Below are 23294 nucleotides of genomic sequence, written 5' to 3'. Positions count from 1 at the left end.
TTTCGTTTACATAGTGAAGAAATTATCCAAACAGTCAAAAAACTTGACTTTAAACGGTTTTTATAGTTAACATAACCCATATAATATGAACTTTAAAGTATTCCATTCGGCTTCCGTACATTATTTATTCATGATAGGTACCATTTTGCTATTTGTTGGCTGTGCCGAGAACAAAAAACAAAAATCTACAGACGATACTGAAAACGCAGCTATAGGTCGTATTCCAAACGACATCATACCATTTTTTCAACATTGGAATTTGATCCTCGGTGATGGCTCTAATGTAGGCCAAGCTATTGACTATGAGCACAAGAATTTCTTTTATACTGCGAGTGATAATCAAGGGGATTGGGTAGTATTCAAAACTCCAAATGCAGGAAATACCCATGGTACCTCGAACAACACAAGAACAGAATTAGCCCAATTAAAGAAGTGGACACCAATGACAGAAGCTACTATGAAAGCTACCCTAAAGGTAATGAACGTGTCAACTACCGGCGATGCCAGCGTTGCTTCAACTTATTCAGTAGTAGTTGGTCAGATTCACAGTGCAGATGGGCATGAAAACGAACCACTTAAAATCTTTTATAAAAAATTTCCTGGGCATGAAAAAGGCTCTGTCTTTTGGCATTACGAAATAAATACTGCAGGTGATGATAATTCCAAAAGATGGGATTATTCCTATCCTATATGGGGCTATGACTTTTCTGTTGTCGGTAATGATGAAAACACCTATCCACCTGAACCAGTTGACGGAATTGCTTTAGGTGAAGAATTCACTTATGAAGTAGTTATTAAGGAAGGTATGATGTATCTAACATTCACGAGTGAAGGCCATGAGATCAAAAAATTCACTAAAAATCTTATTTCCTCAGAATATGCAAATCTTTCGGACATGCCAGAGCAAACCAAGAAATTATTTGTACCCATTGGGCAGGATGGCCTCGAGCGCAAAGAAGCGTATACCGGCGAGGGCCTATTTTTTAAATTGGGCACGTACAATCAAACCAACGGAAAAGACCCTAAAATCAATAAAGTTTGGTGTTCTGGTGCCGAAACCCATGGTGGTGATTTACAAAAACAATATGCAGATGGTAATTACGCTGAGGTATGGTTTAAATCAGCAGATATTACAATCAGCGATGATGCCATTTCAAATACAGGTTATTTCGAAGCAAATGATGGCCTAAGTACTAAAACGGTCTATCCCAATGAGGTGATTCCATTTATGGATAAATTTAAAATATTGCTGGGTGACGGTAAGGAGGTGGAAGATATCACGCAGTTCGAACACAAAGATTATTTCTACACTGTAATAGACGGTACAAGGCGTTGGATAGTCTACAAAACTCCTAATTCTGGTGTCACTTCTAAAAACTCCAGTAATACAAGAACCGAGCTACACGAAAAAAGAGAATGGCTTCCTGAAGAAGGTGGCAAACTAAAAGGCACCTGCAAGGTAATGCAGGTCTCCATTTCTGGCGACGCCAGAGTAGCTGCATCTTATTCCACTGTTGTGGGACAAATTCACAGTGGTGAAGGACATGAAAATGAACCTCTTAAAATATTCTACAAGAAATTTCCTGGTCACACCAAGGGTTCCGTTTTTTGGAATTATGAAATCAATCCAGTAGGTGATGATAATTCAGGCCGGTGGGAACATTCCTATGCCGTATGGGGGTACGATATGTCCGTCATTGGGAAAGGTAAGAACGACTTTCCTGCTGAACCTAAAAATGGCATTGAATTAGGTGAAGAATTTAGTTATGAAGTAAATGTTTATAAGGGAATCATGTATCTAACCTTCAAAAGTGAAAATCACGAAACCAAAACATTTACCAAAAATCTGATTTCATCAGAATATGTAAAAAAGTCGGACTTCCCAGAACAGATGAAGCAATTATTCGCCCCCATAGGGCAAGACGCCATTGAACGTGCCACTGCCTATAGTGGAGAATTGAATTATTTTAAACAAGGCGCATATAACCAGACCAATGGAAAAAGTCCAGAAACCAACATGGTTTGGTTTTCAGGTGCGGAAACCTACGGAGGTGATATCGCGAAACAATACGAAAACGGATGTTATACGGAAGTATGGTTTAGGGAAGCAACCGTTGGTCAGGGCACACCCCCAAAGTAAATCGATTTGATTCATATAAAAGAGTTGATCGTTATTAAAAAAGAGTAAGGACTAATTAAAATAAAAAAAATGAAACGATTTAGTGAAAAGTACATCACCTCAAAAGAAATGGAATGGGAAGAACTTGGAGGAGGAGTATCAAGGCAGTTTTTAGGGTACGATAACCAAATCATGATGGTAAAAGTGAAATTTGAGAAAGGAGCATTAGGTTCCCCACATCAACATTTTCACACGCAAGCTACCTATTGCGCTTCAGGTAAATTTGAATTTGAAATTGATGGAGAAAAGAAAATTGTAGAAGCAGGAGATGGAGTTTATATTGAACCCAATCTATTGCATAGTGCAGTTTGTTTGGAAGAAGGGATACTAATTGACACATTTAGTCCAGTACGGGAAGATTTCTTAAGTGGTGGTGGAGTATCTTATTTCGGAGATAAACAATCATAATAGAAATAAATCCCTTTTGGGGAAGACTTAATGTCATAAACAATATGCATATGAATTTAAAAGGAAAAATAGCCATTGTTACAGGTGGAACCAGAGATATTGGAAAAGCCATTTCCATTAAATTGGCCAAGGAAGGCGCCAAGGTTGTAGTAAATTACTACAGTAACGAGGCAAATGCCCAAGAAACTCTTAACGCAATTAAATTGGCCGGTGGCGAAGCAATAATTGTCAAGGCGGATGTGACCAAGAAATCTGAAGTAGACAAACTTATAAAAGAAACCATTGGCAACTATGGAGGAACTATAGACGTTTTGGTAAACAACGCCGGTGGCCTGGTGGCCAGAAAGACATTAGAGGAGATGGACGAAGCTTTTTTTGACAAAGTGATAAAATTAAATCTTAATTCTACTTTTCTTGTAACACAAGCAGTGCTGCCCTATATGAAATCGGGGGCCTCTATAATAAATATAGCCTCCCAAGCCGGTCGGGACGGTGGGGGCGGAGGATCTATAGCCTATGCAACCTCCAAAGGAGCCGTAATGACCTTTACACGAGGTCTGGCCAAGGAGGTAGGCCCAAAAAATATTCGCGTAAATGCCCTTTGTCCCGGTATGATCGCCACCACCTTTCACGATACCTTTACTACAGATGAGGTACGGGAGAAAGTAGCGGGAATGACTCCACTACGTCGAGAAGGCTCGGCAGAAGAAATTGCAAATGCAGTGGCCTGCTTGGCTTCATCCGAAACATCATTTATTACAGGTGCAAACATCGATATTAATGGCGGACTTGTCTTTTCATAAAATAGCTTCAATGCGAAATTGATAATTTATACACACCTAAATTATCACCTCCAAAAATTTAACAAACAAAAATTACAATTAAATTTTTAATTAACAATTAAATAACATATATTTGGTAAACCAAACTGGTTAACCAATTTGGTTTACCAAAATAACTCAAAAAATCAAGAACCATGTTAAAAGAAAAAAGATTAAAAATAAACCCTAGAAATTGACAAAAAAAAGGACGGGCGCACACCCATCCTTTTGTAAAAGATTACTTCATTCTGAAGGGAAGTAATACCAAACATGCAAATATTACTATATACATATTTACTGCAAAAATAAGCAATTTCAGTCAATATTAGTGCAGCCACATGTTTTAGTAATATGAAGGATTAAATGTGAAAAATATCACATTATAGAAACCAATGGCAAAAAGCCATTATTAATCACTTGTTACTAACTTAATTAAATCACTAATGAAATTCAAAATCAATTTAATTCTAACAGTAGTATTGTTATTCAATATTGCACTGTTCGCCCAAGATGGCCGTATTCTGACCGGAACGGTAACAGATGCTGCTCAGGTACCAGTGCCTGGAGTGAATGTAATTATAGCCAATACTACTACCGGTACGGCTACCGACTTTGATGGAAATTACCAAATTACGGTAAAAAACGGCGACGTACTACAGTTCTCCTCCTTGGGATTTGTTAGCCAATCAGTCCCCATTACAAATCAAGAGCAATTGAATATCACCCTACAGGAAGATGCAAGTCAACTTGATGAGGTAGTGGTAGTTGGATATGGTACTATAAAAAAATCACATCTTACCGGAGCGGTCGCAAAAGTAGGAGGAGATGAAGTAGCTGCTGTTCAAGTGGCTCGTGTAGATGATGCCCTTGCAGGTAAGTTGTCCGGGGTACGAATTCAAAATCAAAGTGGAGAACCTGGTGCGGATCCTAAGATTCAAATCAGGGCAGCTTCATCTGTTTCGGGCGACTCTGGGCCGTTAATTGTTGTGGATGGCTACCCAATTTCAGGTAATTTGGCCACAGTTAACCCCAACGATATTGAAAGTTTAGAGGTGCTAAAAGATGCCGCTTCAGCTGCTATTTATGGTTCTCTAGGTGCCAATGGTGTTATTTTGGTAACCACCAAAAAAGGAAAGGCAGGAAAAGTTAGTTTTAATTATAATTCTTATGCAAGTACCTCAAGCAAGTATATAAAGGACATCGAAATGCTTAAGACAGCAGGAGAATGGGCCAAAGAATTGCAAACTAGTGCTTATGATCTTTCCGAAACCGACCCAGGCCTATTGGCTTACAGACTAAATGCATACGCTAATGCCCCCGACGTAGTAAGTATAGAAGATTGGCTTTTCAAAAATGGTAGTACAACCAATCACGATTTTAGTGTTAGCGGTGGTTCTGAAAACTTAAAGGCCTTTGCTTCACTTGGTTACTTGAAAACGGATGGTATAGTAAAAGGGCAAGGTTATGAAAGGTACAACGGACGTATGAACCTAGATGCCAACTTGGGCTCCAAATTAAAGGCCGGATTGAGTATGAATGGTTATTATGGCCACCAAGATATTGTACCCTGGGAAATGAGGGATCTTTTGAGGTCATATAGTATTAGCCCTATATACCATACTCAAGCTTCAATAGATTTCGTTCAACAATTGGATCGAGATAGACAGGCCTTATTCGATTCTGGATTTACAGGAAATAACATTGGTAGGTCATTTGACCAAGATTACAGAGGTATAGGTTTGGATCCTACTAGCATCTATGATTTACAACCTGGCGATGTAGTTCACGATTGGCAATACGGTAGAAATCAAAATGGAATTGGAGGAACAGGAGATGCCGGTGTAGCGGCTAAATTTGACAATTCGAGAAGATGGAAAAAGACGTATTTTGGAAACGTGAGTTCTTATTTACAATATGAAATCATAGAGGGTTTAAATTTAAAAACCGTTTTCGGAGCAGATCTTGAAGATACCCAGACCTATGTATATCATGGAATATTATCGGATGGCCAACAACGATCCAATCAAACAGAATTGGACATATCCAATATTAAAAAATCTACCGTCCTAAGCACAACTACCTTGAGTTATGCAAAAGTAATTGCTGAGAAGCATGACATCTCTGCGGTGGCCGGTATGGAATTTGTAAACACCTATTATAAGGGCATGGTAAATAATGGATCGAACGTACCATATGGTCTGCCATTGAATTATGATTTTTTCGATCCTGCAGATGTGATTACCAACGAGATAGATGAGACTCAGTCCAGAAATGGTTTTTTTGGGAGAATTGCCTATGCGTTTGATGATCGTTATCTACTATCGGCATCAATTAGAAGGGATGGCGATTCACGATTTGGAGCCAATGAAAAATACGCAGTATTCCCAGCACTATCCTTAGGTTGGAATATTCACAATGAATCTTTTTTCGGAAATGCCGATGCTCTTAGCCTATTTAAACTTAGGTTTAGTACAGGGTCTTTGGGAACTGCTTCTTTTTTAGGCTCATACAACTCATTGAGTATTTTGGGCACCTCTCCTACAGCTTTCGGGACAGGATTTCTTATTCCAGAGGATATAGCCAACCCAGATTTAACTTGGCAGACCAATAAAGAGACCAACTATGGTGTTGATTTAGGCTTTGCTAGTAACCGTATTAGATTAAGTGTAGATTATTATACGTCTGATGTTGAAGATATGTTGATCAATCAAAGTGTTTCCGAGGTTCTTGGGACACCAGCTATAAAACTTAATCGCGGGGATGTTACTAGTTCCGGTTTGGAATTTGAACTTAGTACAAAAATAATTACCAATCCCAACTTCTCTTGGAATGTCAACGCCAATTTATCAACTGCCAATTCAGAAATTACCAATCTTGGTGATTTGACCGAACTGCCCAGGCAAATTTACGGTGGACCCAGCGGTAGAGGTCCTGAGTTTAGAAACTATGTAGGAGGTGAAATCGGTGAAATGTGGGGTTATGAAGTAACTGGTGAGGTTGAGACAATACATATGTCAGATCCTTCCAGAGGTGTTGGATTTGGAAGTGGAGAATACTATGTTGTAGACCAAAACGGTGACGGCGAAATTACCTATGAAGGGGATTATGTAAAGTTAGGATCCGCCACTCCCGATTTCTACTGGGGACTTTCAAGTTCAATGAATATTAAGAATTTTGATTTCTCGTTCCAATTCCAAGGATCTCAAGGAGCAGAACTCTACAATATAGACCCTATTTACTGGAAATCACAATTTGGCGGTAGATTAAAGTCCAGTTTTGATGCCAATAGTGACGGTATTGCCGATGCTAGCGGCAAGTTCTATCAAGAGACCAGAAATGCACATGGTTCAGGGATACAAGATGCCTCATTTACGGCCTTAAGAAACCTAACCTTAGGATACACCCTTAATTCGGATTTAACGGACAAAATTGGCCTAAGTTCTATGAGAATATATCTTGCAGCTACCAATTTGTTGTATATAATGGCAGATGATTATACCTCATTCAACCCTGAAGGTGTAGAGATAGAAAATACAGGTTATGCAGGTCCAACCACATACGGATACCAAGAAGGTGCAAGCCCTATTGTAAGAAGTTTCACTTTGGGTCTAAATGTTAATTTTTAATAAAGAAAACATGAAAAAAATGAAATCTATTTATACAGTTTTAGTTTCCTTGTTGTTGTTAACAGGATGTGATAACGATTTGGATCAAACGCCACCTCTATTACTTGAATCCAGTGCTTTGGAAGAATTTGGACCCGTTTTGAACGCAGCGTATCACTATCAGACCGGGGGTTCAACCCCAATGGGTGTGATGGGCGACTTTAGGGCCGACAATATGTTGATGTTAGAAAGCCCATATACCTCATTTGACACCTACAATGCAGATTTAGCAGGCTTGGATTTGGTAGAGCAATTCTTTCGGCCATTCTATAGCAATTTGTACAAGGCAATCTTAAGTGCCAATAATGTCATTGAAAATTCAACGAAGCCCACTGAGATAGCTGAGGCCAAATTCTTAAGAGCTTTGTCCTACTTTAAATTGGTGATGGTTTTTGGTGATGTCACCGTAAATTTATCTCCTTCACCCAGCCCATCCGATTTGTCCATTTTAACAAGACAACCGGCTGCAGACGTTTACAATAACGTAATCATTCCAGACTTTCAGGCCGCAATAGCAGGTTTGGATAATTCTGGATTGGCCAGTGGACGCGCATCTAGAATCGCGGCTCAGGCATTTCTGGGAAAAGTATATCTATACAGAGGTAATTTTTCCGAAGCTGCAACAACGCTTGGAACCGTAGTAAGCGGTGCTGCTGCAGCCGGGATTAGTTTGGAAAGCGACTTTGCCAACGTTGTAGTAGACGGTAATTCAGAAATTATTTTTGCAACCCAATTATCAACTTCAGTTCCAAACGCCTATGGATCGGCCACCACCTTTGTAGGATGGTTTAGCGGGGCCGATACAAAATCCCTTACACCTTTAGACCCGCGCCTAACTGCCGCTTTTGACGCCAGTAGTGCCGCTGGAGGAGGTACGGATTTAAGAAAGGCGCTAACTATTGACACTGATAATCAGAATGGTAGTAAGAAATATACAGGAGCTCTTGATCAGGACTATATCGAACTCAGGTTATCCGATGTTATTCTAATGCACGCAGAAGCTCTGAATGAAACTGGCTCCGCTGCAACCACTGTACTTCCACTATTGGATCCTATAAGAACCAGGGCAGGTTTAAACAGTTTAACAGGAACGGTAAGCTCGCAAGCAGATGTAAGACAGGCAATTGCAGACGAAAGAAGAGTGGAGTTGGCCCTTGAAGGACATAGATGGTTTGATTTGGTTAGAACAGGAACAGTAGATGCTGAAATGGGAGCAACGATTAGCAGTGATTACTATGTGTTTCCAATACCAAACTCAGAAATTCTTGCGAGCGACGGAGTTATTACCCAAAATGATGGTTACTAAACCTTGATAAAATTATCACAAGGTCGTTGATTATTTATAGACTAGGGACAAAAAAGAATTTGCAGGGTTGCGTTCCTCTGAGCAGGAGGTAGAACTTTAAGCATGGAATATATAAATGGATATGAACACATGGGACCGCACTCTTAAAGGACTAGTAGTTTAGTTAGTTTTGTTTTAAAGTTTACTGGCTTGATGTCAGGCCAGTGAACTTTTTTTAAAAGTAACTTAAATGTAAAAAGGCAGGAATTATAAGTGAGTAATATTTTTCTCGATTGTGTTTTATGCCTAAATTTAACAAACCAATCTGGTTAACCAGTTGTAGAACTAATAAGATTAGCATGAAAACAGAAATTCTCCCTAAAAACGAAAACGACGCACTTCAGAAAGAAATTATATCCAAGATTAGGGATTACATAAATTACAAGAACCTGGAGCCAGGGGACAAATTACCCTCGGAAAGGAAGCTTTCAGAAAGTTTTGAAGTAAGTAGAAGCAATGTAAGGGAAGCAATTCAGACTTTGGAATACTATGGACTATTAAAGTCAAAGCCGCAGAGCGGTACCTTTGTAGCCGATATAGGTTCTGTGGCATTAAATGGTATGATCACGGATATTCTAAGGCTTGAAAAACCCGATTTCAAATCCTTGGTAGAGACAAGAATTCTATTGGAATTGAAAACCGTAAGATTGGCAGCGCTGCGAAGGACCAAAGAGGAATTGAAAGAAATAGAGGAGGCTTTGGAGGCTTATTCAAAGAAGGTAATGAATGGTGAAGATGCAGTACAGGAAGATCTTTTGTTTCACTTGGCAATAGCAAAAGCAAGCGGGAATAGTACCATAAATACATTTATGCTAACAATTACGCCAGAGATCATTACCAACTTTGCCAAATATCATGTCTGTGACAAGAATATCGCTTTTATTGGAATTCAAGAGCATAGGGACATTTATGAAGCCATCAAGAATCAGGATCCCCAATTGGCCAAGGAAAAAATGAAAGTACATTTTAAAATGCTATATCAATATTGTTACAATATTAAAGATTAACAAAAATCACCAAGGGATAAAATCGCACACTTTTATCGCTTTTAAAAAATAATCTGAAGGGAAATAATACTTGAAATTACACCGTAATTTGCGAAGTATTTAAATTACGATTTAAATACTTCCAATATTTTCAAGCCTAATTCAAGTATTAAAAGAGCACGGATAATTTATCTGCTTACCTGCTATAGCCTATAAATGACATAGCAACAATAATATCAAACCAAAGCAAAAAACTATGAAAATTAAAGGATTACGTTGGTTCATTATCGGTCTTATATTTTTGGCAACTGTTATTAATTATATAGACAGAAGTGCTTTGTCCATTATGTGGGGCAATGAAAATGTTGAAGGTTCCATATCCCATTCTTTGGGCCTCACAAAAGATCACTATAGTTATATCCTAAACATTTTTATGGTTGCCTACGCCCTGGGACAATTATTCTCGGGCAAGCTCTTCGATAAAGTTGGTACTAGGATTGGATACGTTATAAGTATAGGTATTTGGAGCTTGTCCACCTTATTGCATTCCACCGTAAGAGGTTTTTTATCCTTGGCATTTTTCCGAACTACCTTAGGATTATCTGAGGCGGGAAACTGGCCAGGTGCAGTAAAAAGTAATGCCGAGTGGTTTCCAATAAAAGAACGGGCCATAGCCCAAGGCTTATTTAATGCCGGGGCCTCCATTGGGTCGGTTATAGCACCACCTCTAATAGCACTCCTTTTTGTAGCCTATGGTTGGGAGGTGACGTTTATAATAGTTGGGGCCATAGGTCTTTTATGGATTATTCCTTGGCTTTTAATTAATAAAGCAGGACCAAAAAAGCATCCTTGGATAACAGAGGAAGAGCGAAAATTTATTTCCGAAGGGCAAAGTATTGCCGATCAAAATGCCACTGACGATCAAAAAGGACTAAGCCTTAAGGAAATACTTTCCTATAAAGAATCTTGGGCCATTGTTGCAAGTAGATTCTTCTTAGAACCTATCTGGTGGCTATTTGTAGGCTGGATGCCAATATACTTATTTGACGTGTACGGCTTTAACGTAAAAGAAGTGGGAATGTTTGCGTGGGTTCCTTATGTAGGTGCAGCCATTGGGAGTATTGCAGGTGGCTACGTTTCCGGAGTTATTATTGCAAAAACCAACTCAATAAACAAAGGTAGGAAAACCACCATTTTCATAGGAGGTCTTATCATGGTCCTAGGTCTTATATCAACAATATTATTTGCGGACACTCCAGAGAAATTCGTTGCGATCGTATTTATAGTGCTGTTCGGATTTCAGTTTGCCATTGGCAATATCCAAACCCTTCCGAGCGACATTTTTAGTGGTAAATCTGTAGGATCCTTAGCTGGTCTAGGTGGTATGGTAGGGGTGTTTTCTGTAATCATCATGAACTTTTTAGTACCCGTAATTGCGAAAGTTTCCTATACCCCCATTTTTGTGGCCATAGCCATCTTTGTTCCGCTTGGAGTAGGATCTATCTATTATTTCGCAAAGAATATAAAGTCAGTAGAATAATTTAAAATTTAATATTATAAAAATTGAAATATGAGTAATTCAAAGGGAAAAGTAGCAGTTATAACAGGAGCTACCGGAGGCATAGGTTTCGAAGTAGCTAAAAGATTGGGTAAAGACGGATATAAAGTAGTATTGAACGGTATAGATGATGAAGGAGGAGCTAAAAGAATTAAAGAGCTCACTGCTGAAGGCATCACTGCCGAATATTACGGATTTGATGTTACCAAGGAAGACGAAGTAACTGCAAACATTAATAAGATCGGGAAAAAATATGGAAAAATTGATGTTCTTGTAAACAATGCAGGTGGACTTGGGGGAAGATCCAGATTTGAAGAAATGACAACAGAATTTTACCGTTTTGTAATGGCATTAAACCTGGATTCAGTGTTTTTCGCTTCTAGAGCGGCCATACCTTATCTAAAAAAAGGAGATCTTCCTACTATAATCAACTATACCTCCATTGCAGGTTGGAATGCCGGAGGACCTGGAGCAGGAATTTATGGAACATCCAAAGCGGGTGTTCATGCCATTACTAGGGCCCTGGCCAAAGACCTTGCCGAATATGGGATTAGAGTAAATGCAGTATCTCCAGGTACCATTGACACCCCTTTCCATACAGAAATCAAATCTACCAAACCAGAAGTATTCGCTTCTTGGAAAAACAATATTTTGTTAGGAAGATTAGGTCAACCTGAGGAAGTAGCCTCTGTAATTTCATTTTTAGCTGGGAAGGATGCAGCTTTCCTTACGGCCGAAACTATCCAAATAGGTGGTGGACAAGGTTTAGGAATTTAAAAAACAAACAAAAAGGTAATAAGTAATTAAAATCCGGGAATTCATGCACTAATAAGCTATTCCCGGATTTATTAGTAATTACAAATTGCATACGTAGCCAAAATCTGCACGACCAACAGTGTAAACACTCGATTTTCTACGCCAAAGAATACAGTTTATTACAAAACTTGGATTACTTACCCAACATCAATAAAATTATATGGCACAATATACAAGAATAGAAGTAGCAGCTATAATGAAGGAGACCGGGATGGTACCTTTATTCTACCATTCAGACATAGCATTGGGAAAGAAGGTTTTACAGGCCTGCTACGACGGTGGTGCCAGATTGATGGAATTTACCGCAAGGGGCAATTTCGCCTTCGAAGTATTTTCTGCACTCAACAAATTCGCTGTCAAAGAACTTCCGGGCATGATTCTCGGGGTAGGTTCCATTACCGACGCAGCCGCAGCATCTTTATATATGCAGATGGGTGCCAATTTCATAGTAACGCCCTCCCTAAGGGAAGATATTGCCATTGCCTGTAATAGGAGAAAAGTTCTTTGGTCTCCCGGATGTGGTTCCCTCACCGAAATTAACAATGCCGAGGAACTGGGTTGCGAAATTGTAAAATTATTTCCCGGATCCACCTATGGCCCTTCCTTTGTAAAGGCCATAAAAGGCCCACAACCTTGGACAAGTATTATGCCCACTGGAGGTGTCACAACCGAAGTTGCCAACCTAAAGGCATGGTTTGATGCCGGAGTAACCTGTGTAGGACTGGGTTCCCAACTTATCAGTAAAAAAATATTGACCAATGGGGATTTCGATGGACTTGAAAACACCGTTCGCGCAACACTGGGGTCTATTATAAAGCTAAGAAACTAAATAGATGGAAAACCCGACCAAAAAGAATTCATTTCTAAAAAAAATATTGGCCCTAATACTGGCCTTTGGACCTGGTATCTTTGCCATTGGTTATACCATAGGAACAGGGAGTGTAACCTCCATGATCGTTGCGGGAAGCACCTATGGTATGCAATTGCTATGGGTTTTATTGCTGAGCTGTGTATTCTCTGGTATCTTAATGTTCTCCTATGGCAACTACGCCCTGGTTACCGGAGAAACCGCCCTATTTGCCTTTAAAAAGCATCTGAAATGGGGCAAGCTTATTGCCATAATGATAATCATTGGCATTTCGTTTGGTCAATGGAATTCCCTCATGGGTATATTAGGGATCTCTGCCAACATTATCTTCGAGATATTCCTTATCTATTTTCCCAATTTACAGGGCTACCAGTATGAATCTGTTTTGATTATTGCCATAGTGGTTATTATAGTTATGTATGGATTCCTCCTAGTAGGAAAATATGCCTTCTTTGAAAAGATATTGGTGATTTTCGTTACCATTATGGGACTTTCCTTTTTTATATCCCTTTTTATGGTCTACCCGCTACCTATTGAAGTCGCTAAAGGATTAATCCCCTCAATCCCCAAAGTGGAAGGAGGTAAAATGATGGTGGCCGCCTTTGTAGGTACTACCATGGCTGCTGCAACCTTTTTATCCCGACCTCTATTCGTTAAGGGCAAAGGCTGGAACATCAACAACCTAAAGCAACAAAAAAAGGATTCCATAATAGCCGCCTGTCTGGTATTTGTTATTAGTGCGTCGGTTATGGCAGTAGCCAGCGGTGCCCTGTTTCATCAAGGTCAACCGGTAACCAAAGTTTTGGATATGGTAAATACCTTGGAACCGGTCGCTGGAAAATTCGCCTTGACCCTTTTCTTCTTTGGAACTTTAAGTGCTGGTCTGTCCTCTATATTTCCCTGTCTTTTAATTGCTCCTATCCTATTGGCCGATTACCAATCCGGGGAATTGGACACCACTTCCAAACAGTTTAAAATAATTACCGCCGTCGCCTGTCTGTTTGCCCTAATTGTGCCAATTTTTGGCGCCAATCCTATAGAAATGCAGATTTTGTCGCAAGTATTTAATGTATTTGTACTTCCTCTGGTAATATTGGGGATTATTTTATTGATCAATAATAAAAAGCTGATGGGCAAATACAAAGCAAGTATCTTCCTGAATATAGGATTATATGCTGCCTTTCTTTTTTCAATTATTATCTCTTATAATGGAATTGTGGCCCTCTTGGACTTCTTTTAAAGAGTTCGAAAAGATGCTATAGGTGCTTTATCCGGGATTCATATTTTTGATAGAGCGCCTCATTGTCCGCCTCATCTATGTTCTGACTTTGAAAAACGGAGACATCCACACCTCTGTCCAAATTAATTTTGATGGCTTCGGTCGAAATTATGTTTACAATGATCATTCCCAACACCGAGGAAGCAGGTCCAATAAGCAGTTCGTTAATGGAGATAACCCCATCCCCCGAGGGAACACAATTATCAATGACCAGATCAGCAATCTGATATAATTTCTTTCCACTCGCGTGTCTGGAAGCATACCTTGTGGACTGTTCTAAGGAAGTGATGGCTATCGTAGTTATATCTTCCTGCTTTGCCTTCATAGCCATCTCCAAGGGCAAGGCATTTCTTCCGGAATTAGAAACAACGATCAATACATCACCTTTATTAAATTTATAGTTGTTCCAAAGTATTTCGGCAAGACCACTAATCTTCTCCATTTCTGCCGATCTTCTTGCCCCGCCCGCCATAAGCACCATATCGTCCATAATGGCATTTACATTGGCCAAATTAGAGGCCCTGCCAAACATTTCCATGCCGATCATCTGGGAATGACCAGTACCTATGGTGTGGATTATGCCATCGTTCTTAATAACATCTGCCACAATTTTAGCGGCACTGACCAATTGCTCATGTTGATCAACGGACAATTTATTGATCAGTAATTTTATTTTATCCAAATACTCGAACATAGGGACAATAGCATTTTAGTTAGGGAAGGAAACCAACAACATCAATATAGGGGTAAACTTGCCCGCAATTCAATATTGCCTATTATTCTTTCCGTAGACCAATATAAAGAATAAAAACTAGGCCCAGTCAAGGTCTAAAAATATAAAGCCGCATAAGCACATTGTGGAGCAACAATTTCCAACTTTTTAATTTAAAAAATGGCATTTAAACCTAAACCAAAAACTGTCTTCTACAAGCAACTTAACCGAAGGCCGGAGTATTGAACCACCCCAAGGTAGGGGTATTGAACCGCCCCAAGGTAGGGGTATTGAACCGCCCCAAGGCAGGGGCATTGAACCGCCCCAAGGCAGGGGCATTGAACCGCCCCAAGGCAGGGGCATTGAACCGCCCCAAGGCAGGGGCATTGAACCGCCCCAAGGCAGGGGCATTGAACCGCCCCAAGGCAGGGGCATTGAACCTCAAACCCCGCCAAAAGGCGGGGTTCGTTCGTCCATCGTATTTCAATGCGCCTACGGCTTTTGAAATACGGGTCTCACGAACATAAAAAAAGCCTATCAAACGATAGGCCTTAGGTCTTAGGAAATTAAAAAAGTATATATTAAATAACTTTAACGTTTACTGCGTTTAATCCTTTTTTTCCTTCTTTTAGTTCAAACTCAACTTCATCGCCTTCGCGAATTTCGTCGATTAAACCAGAGATGTGTACAAAATGTTCTTTGTTAGAACCTTCTTCTGTGATGAACCCAAATCCTTTGGCATCGTTGAAAAATTTTACTGTTCCTCTACTCATTACTAAAATTTAAATTAATTACTTATTGTGGATCAAATATAGTTCCAAAAGTTTGAACCACAATCATTTATAGCCAACAATTTTAACAAGTACCAAAAAAAAACTCGATAACCCCTTTAAATGCTTACTCTTCAAGGGTTTTGGATATTATAAACTCTACCCTTCTATTCCGCGCCCTACCTTCTTCATCCTCATTATTTACAAGGGGTTGCGCTGCTCCAAACCCATTGTAGGCAATTCTTTTACCTGCCAAACCCAATTGGATCAACCTATTTGCTACTGACATGGCTCGTTTAACTGAAAGGTCCATATTGTAGGATGATGTACCCAAATTGTCCGTATATCCATTGATAACAATGTTCAAAGTACTGTCGGATTGCAGATAATTGTAAACGCGCATTAACTCTTGCTCTCCCTTTTCCCCTAAATGAAACTCATCGAAATTAAAATGGACATTCTCAAAAATATGGGTCTCATCCAAGGTATAGGTCTGCATTCCTTCCCCAACATATACCATATCCAAGAAATAATAGGCCCCATTCACATTTTTTTCCTTTACCAACCTCTGTCGCCTTGTAGAGGCATTGTTCTTAAAATTACCAATTGTAATAAACTTCTCGCCACCTGTAGCGAGAAAGGTAGTGGAAATCTTGGTCCATGCATTGTCATCAGTTATAAAGTCGTTGCCCAAAATCTCGACTGCGGTAAAAATATTATCTTCAATTTTAGAAAGTTGCCATTTGGTGAGACCCTTTTTTATTTTAATCCCTATTGGTTTTGTTGAGAAGAGAACATCAAAATCACGGACAACATGATCCGAATTCTCAGCTAGGCTTATATAAAAGGACAGGGTATAGACAACCCCTTTCTTTAAAGGCTCTTTGAGCTCACCTTGAATATACTCCCTGTAATCCTCAGGGGCATACATATAGAATCCCAAATAGGCTTCCCCAAATTTTGCCGTTTGCTCTCCCATAAAATTAACGGGCACCCCCATACTAAGACTACAGGAATTAAAATAATCCGTAGTTCCCTGAGTGGGTACGGACCAATATTTAAGGTCTTCCCCGAAGTTCCCTAAATGATCCGGGCATTCCAAAAATGCCTCAAAACTGGGGTTTTCCACAAGGTTTTGGGACATGGCCCTTCCGAGGCACAATATGGACAAAATCCCTATCCAATATTTACATCCTACAGTGAATTGCCTCATATTAAACAAATTGTATGTAAAACTTATTGGCAGAAGGAGTGCCTAACGGACAAAAAGTTTAAGTACATTTTATCAAAAATAAAAAAACATCCCCATATTCAGGGATGTTTGTAATACCTACAGTCAAATACAATGGTCTAATCTATAGACTTCTAGTGTCTACTTCTTTTTTCCCTTCAACGAAAAGGAGCCTTCAGTAGAATCGGCTGTGCCCTGTATAAGGTCATCCTTCACTTGCAAGGAAACTTGTACTTTTCCACCCTCAATATAAACCGAAAAGTTTATTGTATTATCATTTACCTCCACTTCCGAAGCCGTCAAAGTATTATAATTTACCTTAACTACTACTTCATATTCCTCTTTTTCCTTGGTAATGATCAACACACCCGCACTGTATTCATAAGGAACATCCTCCACGGTATATTCCCATGTTCCGATTGGGGATTTATACACTTTTTCAAGTGTTGTGGTTGGATTAATGGAACAAAAAGTACTATTGGTTGGGTTCTCTGCCAAAAGCGACATACTGCCGGAAACAAAAAAAATACAAGCGTAAAACAATTTTGCAAAATTTCTCATTCTTATAAAGTTTTAAAATTAATATTTATCCAGACAACAAAAGAAAGTTAACCTACAACAAAAAGGAATCTTTTTTCCTATTCTGTGACCAAATGTCCACTAAGTGTGACGAATGGGACAGTTTTAAAAGATACTATTTCCCAAATGGAACTTAGTTTAAAAGCGGTCAGCATGGTATTGATAAAATATGTCTAATCCTAGTTGGCTATATGGCAGATTTACATGTTAAAATGTGACCAAATATCCCAAGGATGTATAACCCAAAAATGACAAGCACTACTAAAAATAAAAATACCTTACTGCCTTTTGGCCTCCCAAAATAAAAGACTAAAGGCAGAAGGTACATTTACGGCGACCATAAAATACCACGGGGTTTTTGGCAAATCATGACCAACCGCTAATTCTAATTATCTTTTAACTACAGATCAAATTTGTACGTGGCTCCGGCCAAAACTTGGAATCCCTGTACTTGATAATTGTTCCAACGCATATAATTCTGGTTGGCTATATTATTTGCCTTTGCAAAAACGGACAATTGCTCATTTATGCGATATCCAATATGTGCATTGGCATCAAAATAGCTATCCAAGGTAACCGGAGTCATATCAAAGTCTTCCGGCAATGTTCCTGGGGATGCTATAGTATAAAGATCATCTCGTTCACCCACATAAAAGAGGTTGGCACCCATGAACCACTTCTCCCCTATTTGATAATCCATAAACATGGAGGCCGTTAGACCTGGCAGGTTCCAGGCAGGATTATCGGTTTCCGTATCGTAATCATATACTTGGGCATTTATCCCTAGGCTAAAATTACGGTTTATATCTACATTTAATTCCCCAAAAACTCCTAAAGTCTTTACGTCATCATAAAACACCTGGAAGCTATTACCATAGAAATACCCTTTTTCATCTGTCCTAGAAGTATTTTCGGGATTTAGCAAAAATAGTGGTTTCCTATTTTCCGCCATATAAGACCCCTTAATATTATAGCTAAGATTAGGCAATAATTGCCCTTTTAAGCCAATGTAGGCATCATATTGCCGATCTGTAGGCTGCATATCCAAGGTTGGGGAAACATAGGGGTTCTCTTCTACAAATCCATAGAACGAGTTTTGCTTCAACTCACCTTCTACACCACCGTAAGCTATGGCTACCTCATCCAACAAACGATAGGAAGCTGTAATGGTGGGATAAATATAGAAATTGCCCTCACTGTTTTCCAGATCCATACCATACACTAGGTTTACGCCAAGATTAAGCGATAGATCGTCCCCTAAAATATTAATATTGGGATTTATGCCCACCTGCAAATGCGAATAGTCTATTCCCGGAACATTGGAATCATTGGCCACCTGGCCATTTTTAAACTTACCGCCCAAATAATCTACCTTGGCCTTAAGTGTCAATAGCTCATCGCCTAAGGGAAATTCGAAGGCAGGCTCTAGCACTGCCCTATTTTCACCTGAATTGGTTGAATCCCAAAACCGTCTATAGTACAAATTGGCACTTTTAAAGAAGGAATCCTCCATTTCCACAAAACCACCTGCAAATGCATTAAAATAGTTCTGTTTTTCATCTATGTCGTTCACTAGTTCCTCTGTATAATATCCATTGGGGATTCCGTACCAATTATATAATTGATGTTGTGCCCCTATATTTGCCCCCCAACTTATATCCCTGTCCCTTTTGGTATAATTGGCGTCCAATTTGGTATTATAAAATATATTATCCAAAGCGGTTCCGTCTATTTCTCCCCTAGAGGAATGATGGTTTAGGCTTACATCCAATCGTTCATCCCTGTTCAATGCACTACTGGTATAGAAATCGGCCAAGGCGTTATTATAGTTGCCCAGACCTATTGATGCATAGGAGTTGTATATTTTTTCAGGAGGTAGTTTCTTCACCCCGGAAGCCTTACCCTTTGAAGGTGTAAAGGTAGAGGCAACGGGTACGGAAAATATGCTGTAATTGATAGGCTTTTTTTGCAAAACAATGGAATCGTTCAAAGTAGGTACCGACTTCACCTTAAACGCATCCGAAATGGTAGGTGCATAGGCCTTTACCACTGTTACCGTTTCCGTTCCCAAATCTTTTTTATCATCCTGTGCCAATCCGATCTGTAAAAAACCTAGAATAGCAAATATGGATATTTTAATGTGCTTGTGCTGCATATTGTGTTCTTTTTGCAAGGAAATTTTAATTACCCTCTGGATTAATAGAGGAATTACTTTGAGCTTCTTTTGCCTTAATAATGGACGACTCCTGTTTGGCCTGGGACACTATTTCCGGAAAATCTCCGAAATTGGCAATAACACTATCCAAAATATAAGTAGCTTGGAAAGCATCTCCCAAGGCATAGAAATTCTTGGCCATAATGATCAAGCCTTTCGCGCTCCACTCCTTATACCCCGCATAATCCTTGGCCAATTTTTGAACAGAAGCGTTGGAAGCCTCGTAATTTTGGGCCTTATTTTTAAAATAAGCATCATAATAGAGCGCCTCGGCCGCTAAATCTCCAGTTGCAATTTTAAGCACTTCCGAATACGCCTTTTCCGCCCTATTCTCATCCTTGGTCTTAATGGCCGATCTGGCGATCATTATTTGTGCATCACTTTTTATACGGTTATCTATATTGGAATTGGACAACACCTTAGTGGCATATTGAATGGTCTTACTGTAGTCTGACCGCTCATAATAGCCTTTCATTAAATTGGATTGGGCAAAGGTGATATTCTGCTGAATTTCCGCCTTGGTTTCCAATTCTTCCAAGTAAGGTATGGCCGTAACATAATCGTTTTTGCCTACATAGATCTCGCACACCCTTGTAAGTGCCTGCTCGGCATATTCGTTGGTTCCCTTGCCAGCCACATTCTTAAAATAAGGCAATGCCCTGTCCTTCTGACCTTTGCCAAAGTACAACTTTGCCAAATTAAAATTAGCCTTTAAGGCATTTAATCCGTTTGGAAATTGATTAACATAGGCCTCATAACCCTTTATGGCCGCATCCTGATTGCCTTCAATATATTGTTTGTCCGCAGATTCAAAAGTAGCATTGTCCAGTTCTGTATCGGTTACCTCAACAAAGTCAAGACCTTTTACCCATTGGGCATATTCATTTACCCTACCCAGATCTACATAAATAAGCTTGGCCGTAGTAACGGCTTGTAGTGCTTCCTGAGTGTTTGGATGGTCCCGTACCACTGATTTGAATTTAGCCAAGGCCTGTTCATTACGGTTGGCATTATAATGCACCAATCCCTGACGCAGCATAGCCTGTGGCACTAGAGAACTGCCTTTATAATCCATGGTGAGCTGATCGTATAGCTGCAACCCCCTTTCTGTATTATTGGCTCTAACATAGGAATTGGCCAGCTCAAACATGGCGTCGTCCTTAAGCGACGAGTTGGGATACCTGGAAACAAAATTGGAAAGCTCCTCTATTTTGGTAGCGCTCCTGTCTACAAACCCATAGCTCAGTGCCTTTTGGTAGGCAGCATAGTCGCTCGAGGCACTATTTCTTGCTATTGCCTTATTATAGGTTTCTATGGCAGGCCAATACTTGCTACTAACAAAATAACTATCCCCTAAGCGCAGATAGGCATCATTTAATTTTTCACTATCGCCGCTACCGGTCTCCACATAACTGGAGAACGAGGTTATGGCATTATTATAATTTCTTAGTTTGAAATAGGTATAAGCCAGATTGTAATTCAGGTCTTTAAATTCCGGAGTTGCCTTGGCACTAGGATTTGATTTGAATTGAAGGTATCCGGCCACTGCCTCATCAAAATGATTCATATTATAATCCGATTCCGCTTTCCAGTAGCTGGACCTGGCCTTAAAATATTGGTCTTCTGCATTGTCCAAGGATTTTTTAAACACGGCCGATGCTTGCTCGTAATTCCCCTCCAAGAACAATTCCACTCCACGATAAAACGCCACCTTTTGGTAAGTGGCCTTACTGGCAAAGTTTTTGTTTTTCTCCAAGAGTTCCATGGCACCGGCAAAATTCTTGGAAGTAATATAAGAATCTACCAAAAGCTCCTGCATCTCCGCTTTATTGGAATCATTGGGATATTTCTCCAAATAATTGGTCAACACCTTGGGTACAGGCTCATAGGCATTCCCTATTTCATAACTGAGTCGGGCATAATTTAAATAGGCATCTTTTTGGATTTCCGGATTGAAATCCATTTGGGAAGCATTTCTAAAGGCGTTCAATGCCTCTTGTTTTTTGTCCAGTTTTAAATAGCATTCCGCCAAATGATAGTAGGCATTCTGGGAAACATCGTTGTTGCCATCAATTATTTTGTTGAATTGCTGTATCCCATTGGCATAATCTCCCTGCATATAGTAGGAATAGCCCAACAGATAATAATCCGTATTGCTCCACTTACCTCTTTTTCCCTTGTATTCGGTTAAATAAGGAATTGCATTGGCGTATTGCTTAAGATTGAAATAACTCTCCCCAATAATTTTATTGAGCTCCGAAACTTCATTTCTATCAGATTTTGGCAATTGTTTTTTCGCCAAGGCAATAGCCTCTTCGAACTTGCCCAATTTAAAGTTCATATCCGCCTGATAATAGGACAACTTTTCCTCCAACAACTCTTGGTCGGTAATCTGATCGAAACGCTGGTTGGCCTGTGCATAGTCGTCCTGCTGATACGCAATATACCCTAAGTAATACTTGGCCTGGGAGCCGTAGGTTGGGGAAGTGGTCACCTGGTTTAGATAACGCTCGGCCTCTTTAGGTTTGTTCGAAGAGAACAAGGCATAACCATTGTTAAAATTGAAGCGTTCCTTGTCCTTTCTGGACATGGAACTTTGGTCTACCTTGGTATACCATTTTAAGGCGTAAGGATATTTTCCGGTTGCAAAATAATAATCGGCAACATCAAGATAAGCAGAATTGCGTTTGGTAGAAGTTGGGTACTTTTCAACAAAGTCTTCCATTAACCTGTCGGCCCCCAACTGATTTAGGCGAATTGCCGCAGTAGCGGCATAATAAGCACTGTTAGCCTGGGTCTCTTCATCCCTGGTATTGTTTTTTACCTTTTCAAAGATAGTCTGGGCTGCTTGATACTGTTTATTGTTATACAAGGCCAAAGCTTCCTGATAGTCCTTTTGGTCAAAAGTATAGATTTCGGATTCTTGGGCATTCACGTAAAATAAAGACCCAACAAAACACAGTATTACAGCGGTTTTTTTTCTTAGCATAGTGTTCTCTAGTAGTTAAGAATTACCGTAATTAAATTATATAACGATAAATATTGTCCCTAAGTATATGATAAAGAAAAAGATTTTTAAAGAAGATTTGATTTAATTCCAAAGGAACTTATTACTTTTATATCAACAATAAAAACTATGGGCGAAAGCATATTGAGGTTGACGGATGTAGCCGTATTTCAGGGTGAAAATTTAGTATTGAACGATATTTCCCTTGAAATTAAAAAAGGGGAATTCGTATACCTTATCGGAAAGACGGGCAGTGGGAAAAGCAGCTTTATGAAAACTTTGTACGGCGATCTTCCATTAAAACAAGGAAGCGGCCATATTGTAGATTTCGATCTTACCACCTTGAAGGAAAAGGAAATTCCATATTTAAGAAGAAAATTGGGAGTGGTTTTTCAAGATTTTAAATTGTTGCCAGATCGCAACGTAAACAACAACCTCCTTTTTGTACTTAAAGCTACCGGCTGGAAAGACCAAAGCGAGATGAACGCCAAGATTGAAGATGTCCTGGATAAAGTGGGCATGAAAACTAAAGGCTTCAAATTTCCCCATGAACTTTCCGGGGGGGAACAGCAGCGGATCGCCATTGCCCGGGCACTGCTCAATGATCCGGATCTTATCCTGGCAGATGAACCAACGGGGAATCTCGACCCCCAAACCAGCGTGGAAGTGATGAAGGTACTTCAGGATATAAACAAAACAGGAAGGACCATTCTTATGGCCACGCATGACTACGCCCTAATACTTAAATATCCGTCCAAAACATTGAAATGCGATGGCAATAAGGTGTTTGAAGTAATACAGCGTGCGGTATAGTTAAAGATTAGACATCATCTAGAAGATACCTACATATTTTTC

General features: G+C 39.6%; 18 protein-coding genes. 12 read left to right on the top strand and 6 right to left on the bottom strand.

Annotated features, from left to right (window positions below):
• The first annotated feature begins 85 nt into the window (after nucleotides 1–85).
• The 10 genes from U735_RS26120 (at nucleotide 86) to U735_RS0104845 (ending at nucleotide 13886) form a co-directional block, all read left to right on the top strand.
• Nucleotides 86–2140: a polysaccharide lyase family 7 protein gene (locus U735_RS26120; RefSeq protein WP_051891875.1), complete on the top strand. Its 2055-nt coding sequence runs from the start codon at nucleotides 86–88 to the stop codon at nucleotides 2138–2140.
• A 69-nt stretch (nucleotides 2141–2209) separates the two neighbouring features.
• A complete protein-coding gene (locus U735_RS0104885) occupies nucleotides 2210–2587 on the top strand; it encodes a cupin domain-containing protein (RefSeq protein WP_031442755.1) in 378 nt (125 codons plus the stop codon).
• A gap of 50 nt (nucleotides 2588–2637) precedes the next feature.
• Nucleotides 2638–3390, top strand: a complete 753-nt coding sequence (locus U735_RS0104880; protein ID WP_031442754.1) for an SDR family NAD(P)-dependent oxidoreductase — start codon at nucleotides 2638–2640, stop codon at nucleotides 3388–3390.
• A gap of 461 nt (nucleotides 3391–3851) precedes the next feature.
• Entirely contained in the window at nucleotides 3852–7034 is a 3183-nt protein-coding gene (locus U735_RS0104875; RefSeq protein ID WP_031442753.1) for a SusC/RagA family TonB-linked outer membrane protein, read from the top strand.
• Nucleotides 7035–7044: 10 nt separating this feature from the next.
• Nucleotides 7045–8379: a RagB/SusD family nutrient uptake outer membrane protein gene (locus U735_RS0104870; RefSeq protein ID WP_198036614.1), complete on the top strand. Its 1335-nt coding sequence runs from the start codon at nucleotides 7045–7047 to the stop codon at nucleotides 8377–8379.
• 338 nt (nucleotides 8380–8717) lie between these two features.
• Nucleotides 8718–9425: a FadR/GntR family transcriptional regulator gene (locus U735_RS0104865; RefSeq protein ID WP_031442751.1), complete on the top strand. Its 708-nt coding sequence runs from the start codon at nucleotides 8718–8720 to the stop codon at nucleotides 9423–9425.
• A 235-nt stretch (nucleotides 9426–9660) separates the two neighbouring features.
• A complete protein-coding gene (locus U735_RS0104860) occupies nucleotides 9661–10944 on the top strand; it encodes an MFS transporter (protein WP_031442750.1) in 1284 nt (427 codons plus the stop codon).
• 30 nt (nucleotides 10945–10974) lie between these two features.
• On the top strand, nucleotides 10975–11739 hold the full coding sequence (locus tag U735_RS0104855; RefSeq protein WP_031442749.1) for an SDR family NAD(P)-dependent oxidoreductase: 765 nt from the start codon (nucleotides 10975–10977) through the stop codon (nucleotides 11737–11739).
• Nucleotides 11740–11938: 199 nt separating this feature from the next.
• Nucleotides 11939–12607, top strand: coding sequence for a bifunctional 4-hydroxy-2-oxoglutarate aldolase/2-dehydro-3-deoxy-phosphogluconate aldolase (locus tag U735_RS0104850; protein WP_031442748.1), 669 nt, complete (start codon nucleotides 11939–11941; stop codon nucleotides 12605–12607).
• Nucleotides 12608–12611: 4 nt separating this feature from the next.
• Entirely contained in the window at nucleotides 12612–13886 is a 1275-nt protein-coding gene (locus tag U735_RS0104845) for an Nramp family divalent metal transporter (protein WP_031442747.1), read from the top strand.
• 16 nt (nucleotides 13887–13902) lie between these two features.
• On the opposite strand, the gene U735_RS0104840 is transcribed toward U735_RS0104845, so the two are convergent.
• Nucleotides 13903–14619, bottom strand: coding sequence for a sugar isomerase domain-containing protein (locus tag U735_RS0104840; protein ID WP_031442746.1), 717 nt, complete (start codon nucleotides 14617–14619; stop codon nucleotides 13903–13905).
• Between the two features lie 260 nt (nucleotides 14620–14879).
• On the opposite strand from U735_RS0104840, the gene U735_RS25485 reads away from it, so the two are divergent.
• Complete coding sequence (locus U735_RS25485) at nucleotides 14880–15164, top strand: hypothetical protein (protein ID WP_157365005.1); 285 nt, start codon at nucleotides 14880–14882, stop codon at nucleotides 15162–15164.
• A gap of 54 nt (nucleotides 15165–15218) precedes the next feature.
• On the opposite strand, the gene U735_RS0104830 is transcribed toward U735_RS25485, so the two are convergent.
• The 5 genes from U735_RS0104830 to U735_RS0104810 all read right to left on the bottom strand — a co-directional run bounded on the left by U735_RS0104830 (nucleotide 15219) and on the right by U735_RS0104810 (nucleotide 22421).
• A complete protein-coding gene (locus U735_RS0104830; protein WP_031442744.1) occupies nucleotides 15219–15410 on the bottom strand; it encodes a cold-shock protein in 192 nt (63 codons plus the stop codon).
• A gap of 124 nt (nucleotides 15411–15534) precedes the next feature.
• On the bottom strand, nucleotides 15535–16620 hold the full coding sequence (locus U735_RS0104825) for an OmpA family protein (RefSeq protein ID WP_051891874.1): 1086 nt from the start codon (nucleotides 16618–16620) through the stop codon (nucleotides 15535–15537).
• A 159-nt stretch (nucleotides 16621–16779) separates the two neighbouring features.
• Complete coding sequence (locus U735_RS0104820) at nucleotides 16780–17199, bottom strand: hypothetical protein (protein ID WP_031442742.1); 420 nt, start codon at nucleotides 17197–17199, stop codon at nucleotides 16780–16782.
• A 418-nt stretch (nucleotides 17200–17617) separates the two neighbouring features.
• The gene (locus tag U735_RS0104815) at nucleotides 17618–19372 is read right to left on the bottom strand and encodes a TonB-dependent receptor domain-containing protein (protein ID WP_031442741.1); all 1755 of its coding nucleotides are present in this window, start codon (nucleotides 19370–19372) and stop codon (nucleotides 17618–17620) included.
• 25 nt (nucleotides 19373–19397) lie between these two features.
• Nucleotides 19398–22421, bottom strand: coding sequence for a tetratricopeptide repeat protein (locus U735_RS0104810; RefSeq protein ID WP_031442740.1), 3024 nt, complete (start codon nucleotides 22419–22421; stop codon nucleotides 19398–19400).
• 147 nt (nucleotides 22422–22568) lie between these two features.
• Here U735_RS0104810 and U735_RS0104805 point away from each other — a divergent pair, with 147 nt between their 5' ends.
• Nucleotides 22569–23252: a cell division ATP-binding protein FtsE gene (locus U735_RS0104805; RefSeq protein WP_031442739.1), complete on the top strand. Its 684-nt coding sequence runs from the start codon at nucleotides 22569–22571 to the stop codon at nucleotides 23250–23252.
• Nucleotides 23253–23294 lie beyond the last annotated feature (42 nt).

Source organism: Arenibacter algicola (assembly GCF_000733925.1).
GTDB lineage: Bacteria > Bacteroidota > Bacteroidia > Flavobacteriales > Flavobacteriaceae > Arenibacter > Arenibacter algicola.
The sequence above is the reverse complement of the archived record's forward strand: the minus strand, read 5'-3'. Positions and strand labels throughout refer to the sequence as shown.

What these genes read in the sequence shown, in the direction of transcription:
- U735_RS0104840 (WP_031442746.1), bottom strand. Translation starts at nt 14,619, where the DNA reads ATGTTCGAGTATTTGGATAAAATAAAATTACTGATCAATAAATTGTCC.
- U735_RS0104870 (WP_198036614.1), top strand. Translation starts at nt 7,045, where the DNA reads ATGAAAAAAATGAAATCTATTTATACAGTTTTAGTTTCCTTGTTGTTG.
- U735_RS0104880 (WP_031442754.1), top strand. Translation starts at nt 2,638, where the DNA reads ATGAATTTAAAAGGAAAAATAGCCATTGTTACAGGTGGAACCAGAGAT.
- U735_RS0104810 (WP_031442740.1), bottom strand. Translation starts at nt 22,421, where the DNA reads ATGCTAAGAAAAAAAACCGCTGTAATACTGTGTTTTGTTGGGTCTTTA.
- U735_RS0104845 (WP_031442747.1), top strand. Translation starts at nt 12,612, where the DNA reads ATGGAAAACCCGACCAAAAAGAATTCATTTCTAAAAAAAATATTGGCC.
- U735_RS0104825 (WP_051891874.1), bottom strand. Translation starts at nt 16,620, where the DNA reads ATGAGGCAATTCACTGTAGGATGTAAATATTGGATAGGGATTTTGTCC.
- U735_RS0104865 (WP_031442751.1), top strand. Translation starts at nt 8,718, where the DNA reads ATGAAAACAGAAATTCTCCCTAAAAACGAAAACGACGCACTTCAGAAA.
- U735_RS0104820 (WP_031442742.1), bottom strand. Translation starts at nt 17,199, where the DNA reads ATGAGAAATTTTGCAAAATTGTTTTACGCTTGTATTTTTTTTGTTTCC.
- U735_RS0104885 (WP_031442755.1), top strand. Translation starts at nt 2,210, where the DNA reads ATGAAACGATTTAGTGAAAAGTACATCACCTCAAAAGAAATGGAATGG.
- U735_RS0104830 (WP_031442744.1), bottom strand. Translation starts at nt 15,410, where the DNA reads ATGAGTAGAGGAACAGTAAAATTTTTCAACGATGCCAAAGGATTTGGG.
- U735_RS0104850 (WP_031442748.1), top strand. Translation starts at nt 11,939, where the DNA reads ATGGCACAATATACAAGAATAGAAGTAGCAGCTATAATGAAGGAGACC.
- U735_RS0104815 (WP_031442741.1), bottom strand. Translation starts at nt 19,372, where the DNA reads ATGCAGCACAAGCACATTAAAATATCCATATTTGCTATTCTAGGTTTT.
- U735_RS0104860 (WP_031442750.1), top strand. Translation starts at nt 9,661, where the DNA reads ATGAAAATTAAAGGATTACGTTGGTTCATTATCGGTCTTATATTTTTG.
- U735_RS26120 (WP_051891875.1), top strand. Translation starts at nt 86, where the DNA reads ATGAACTTTAAAGTATTCCATTCGGCTTCCGTACATTATTTATTCATG.
- U735_RS0104805 (WP_031442739.1), top strand. Translation starts at nt 22,569, where the DNA reads ATGGGCGAAAGCATATTGAGGTTGACGGATGTAGCCGTATTTCAGGGT.
- U735_RS0104855 (WP_031442749.1), top strand. Translation starts at nt 10,975, where the DNA reads ATGAGTAATTCAAAGGGAAAAGTAGCAGTTATAACAGGAGCTACCGGA.
- U735_RS0104875 (WP_031442753.1), top strand. Translation starts at nt 3,852, where the DNA reads ATGAAATTCAAAATCAATTTAATTCTAACAGTAGTATTGTTATTCAAT.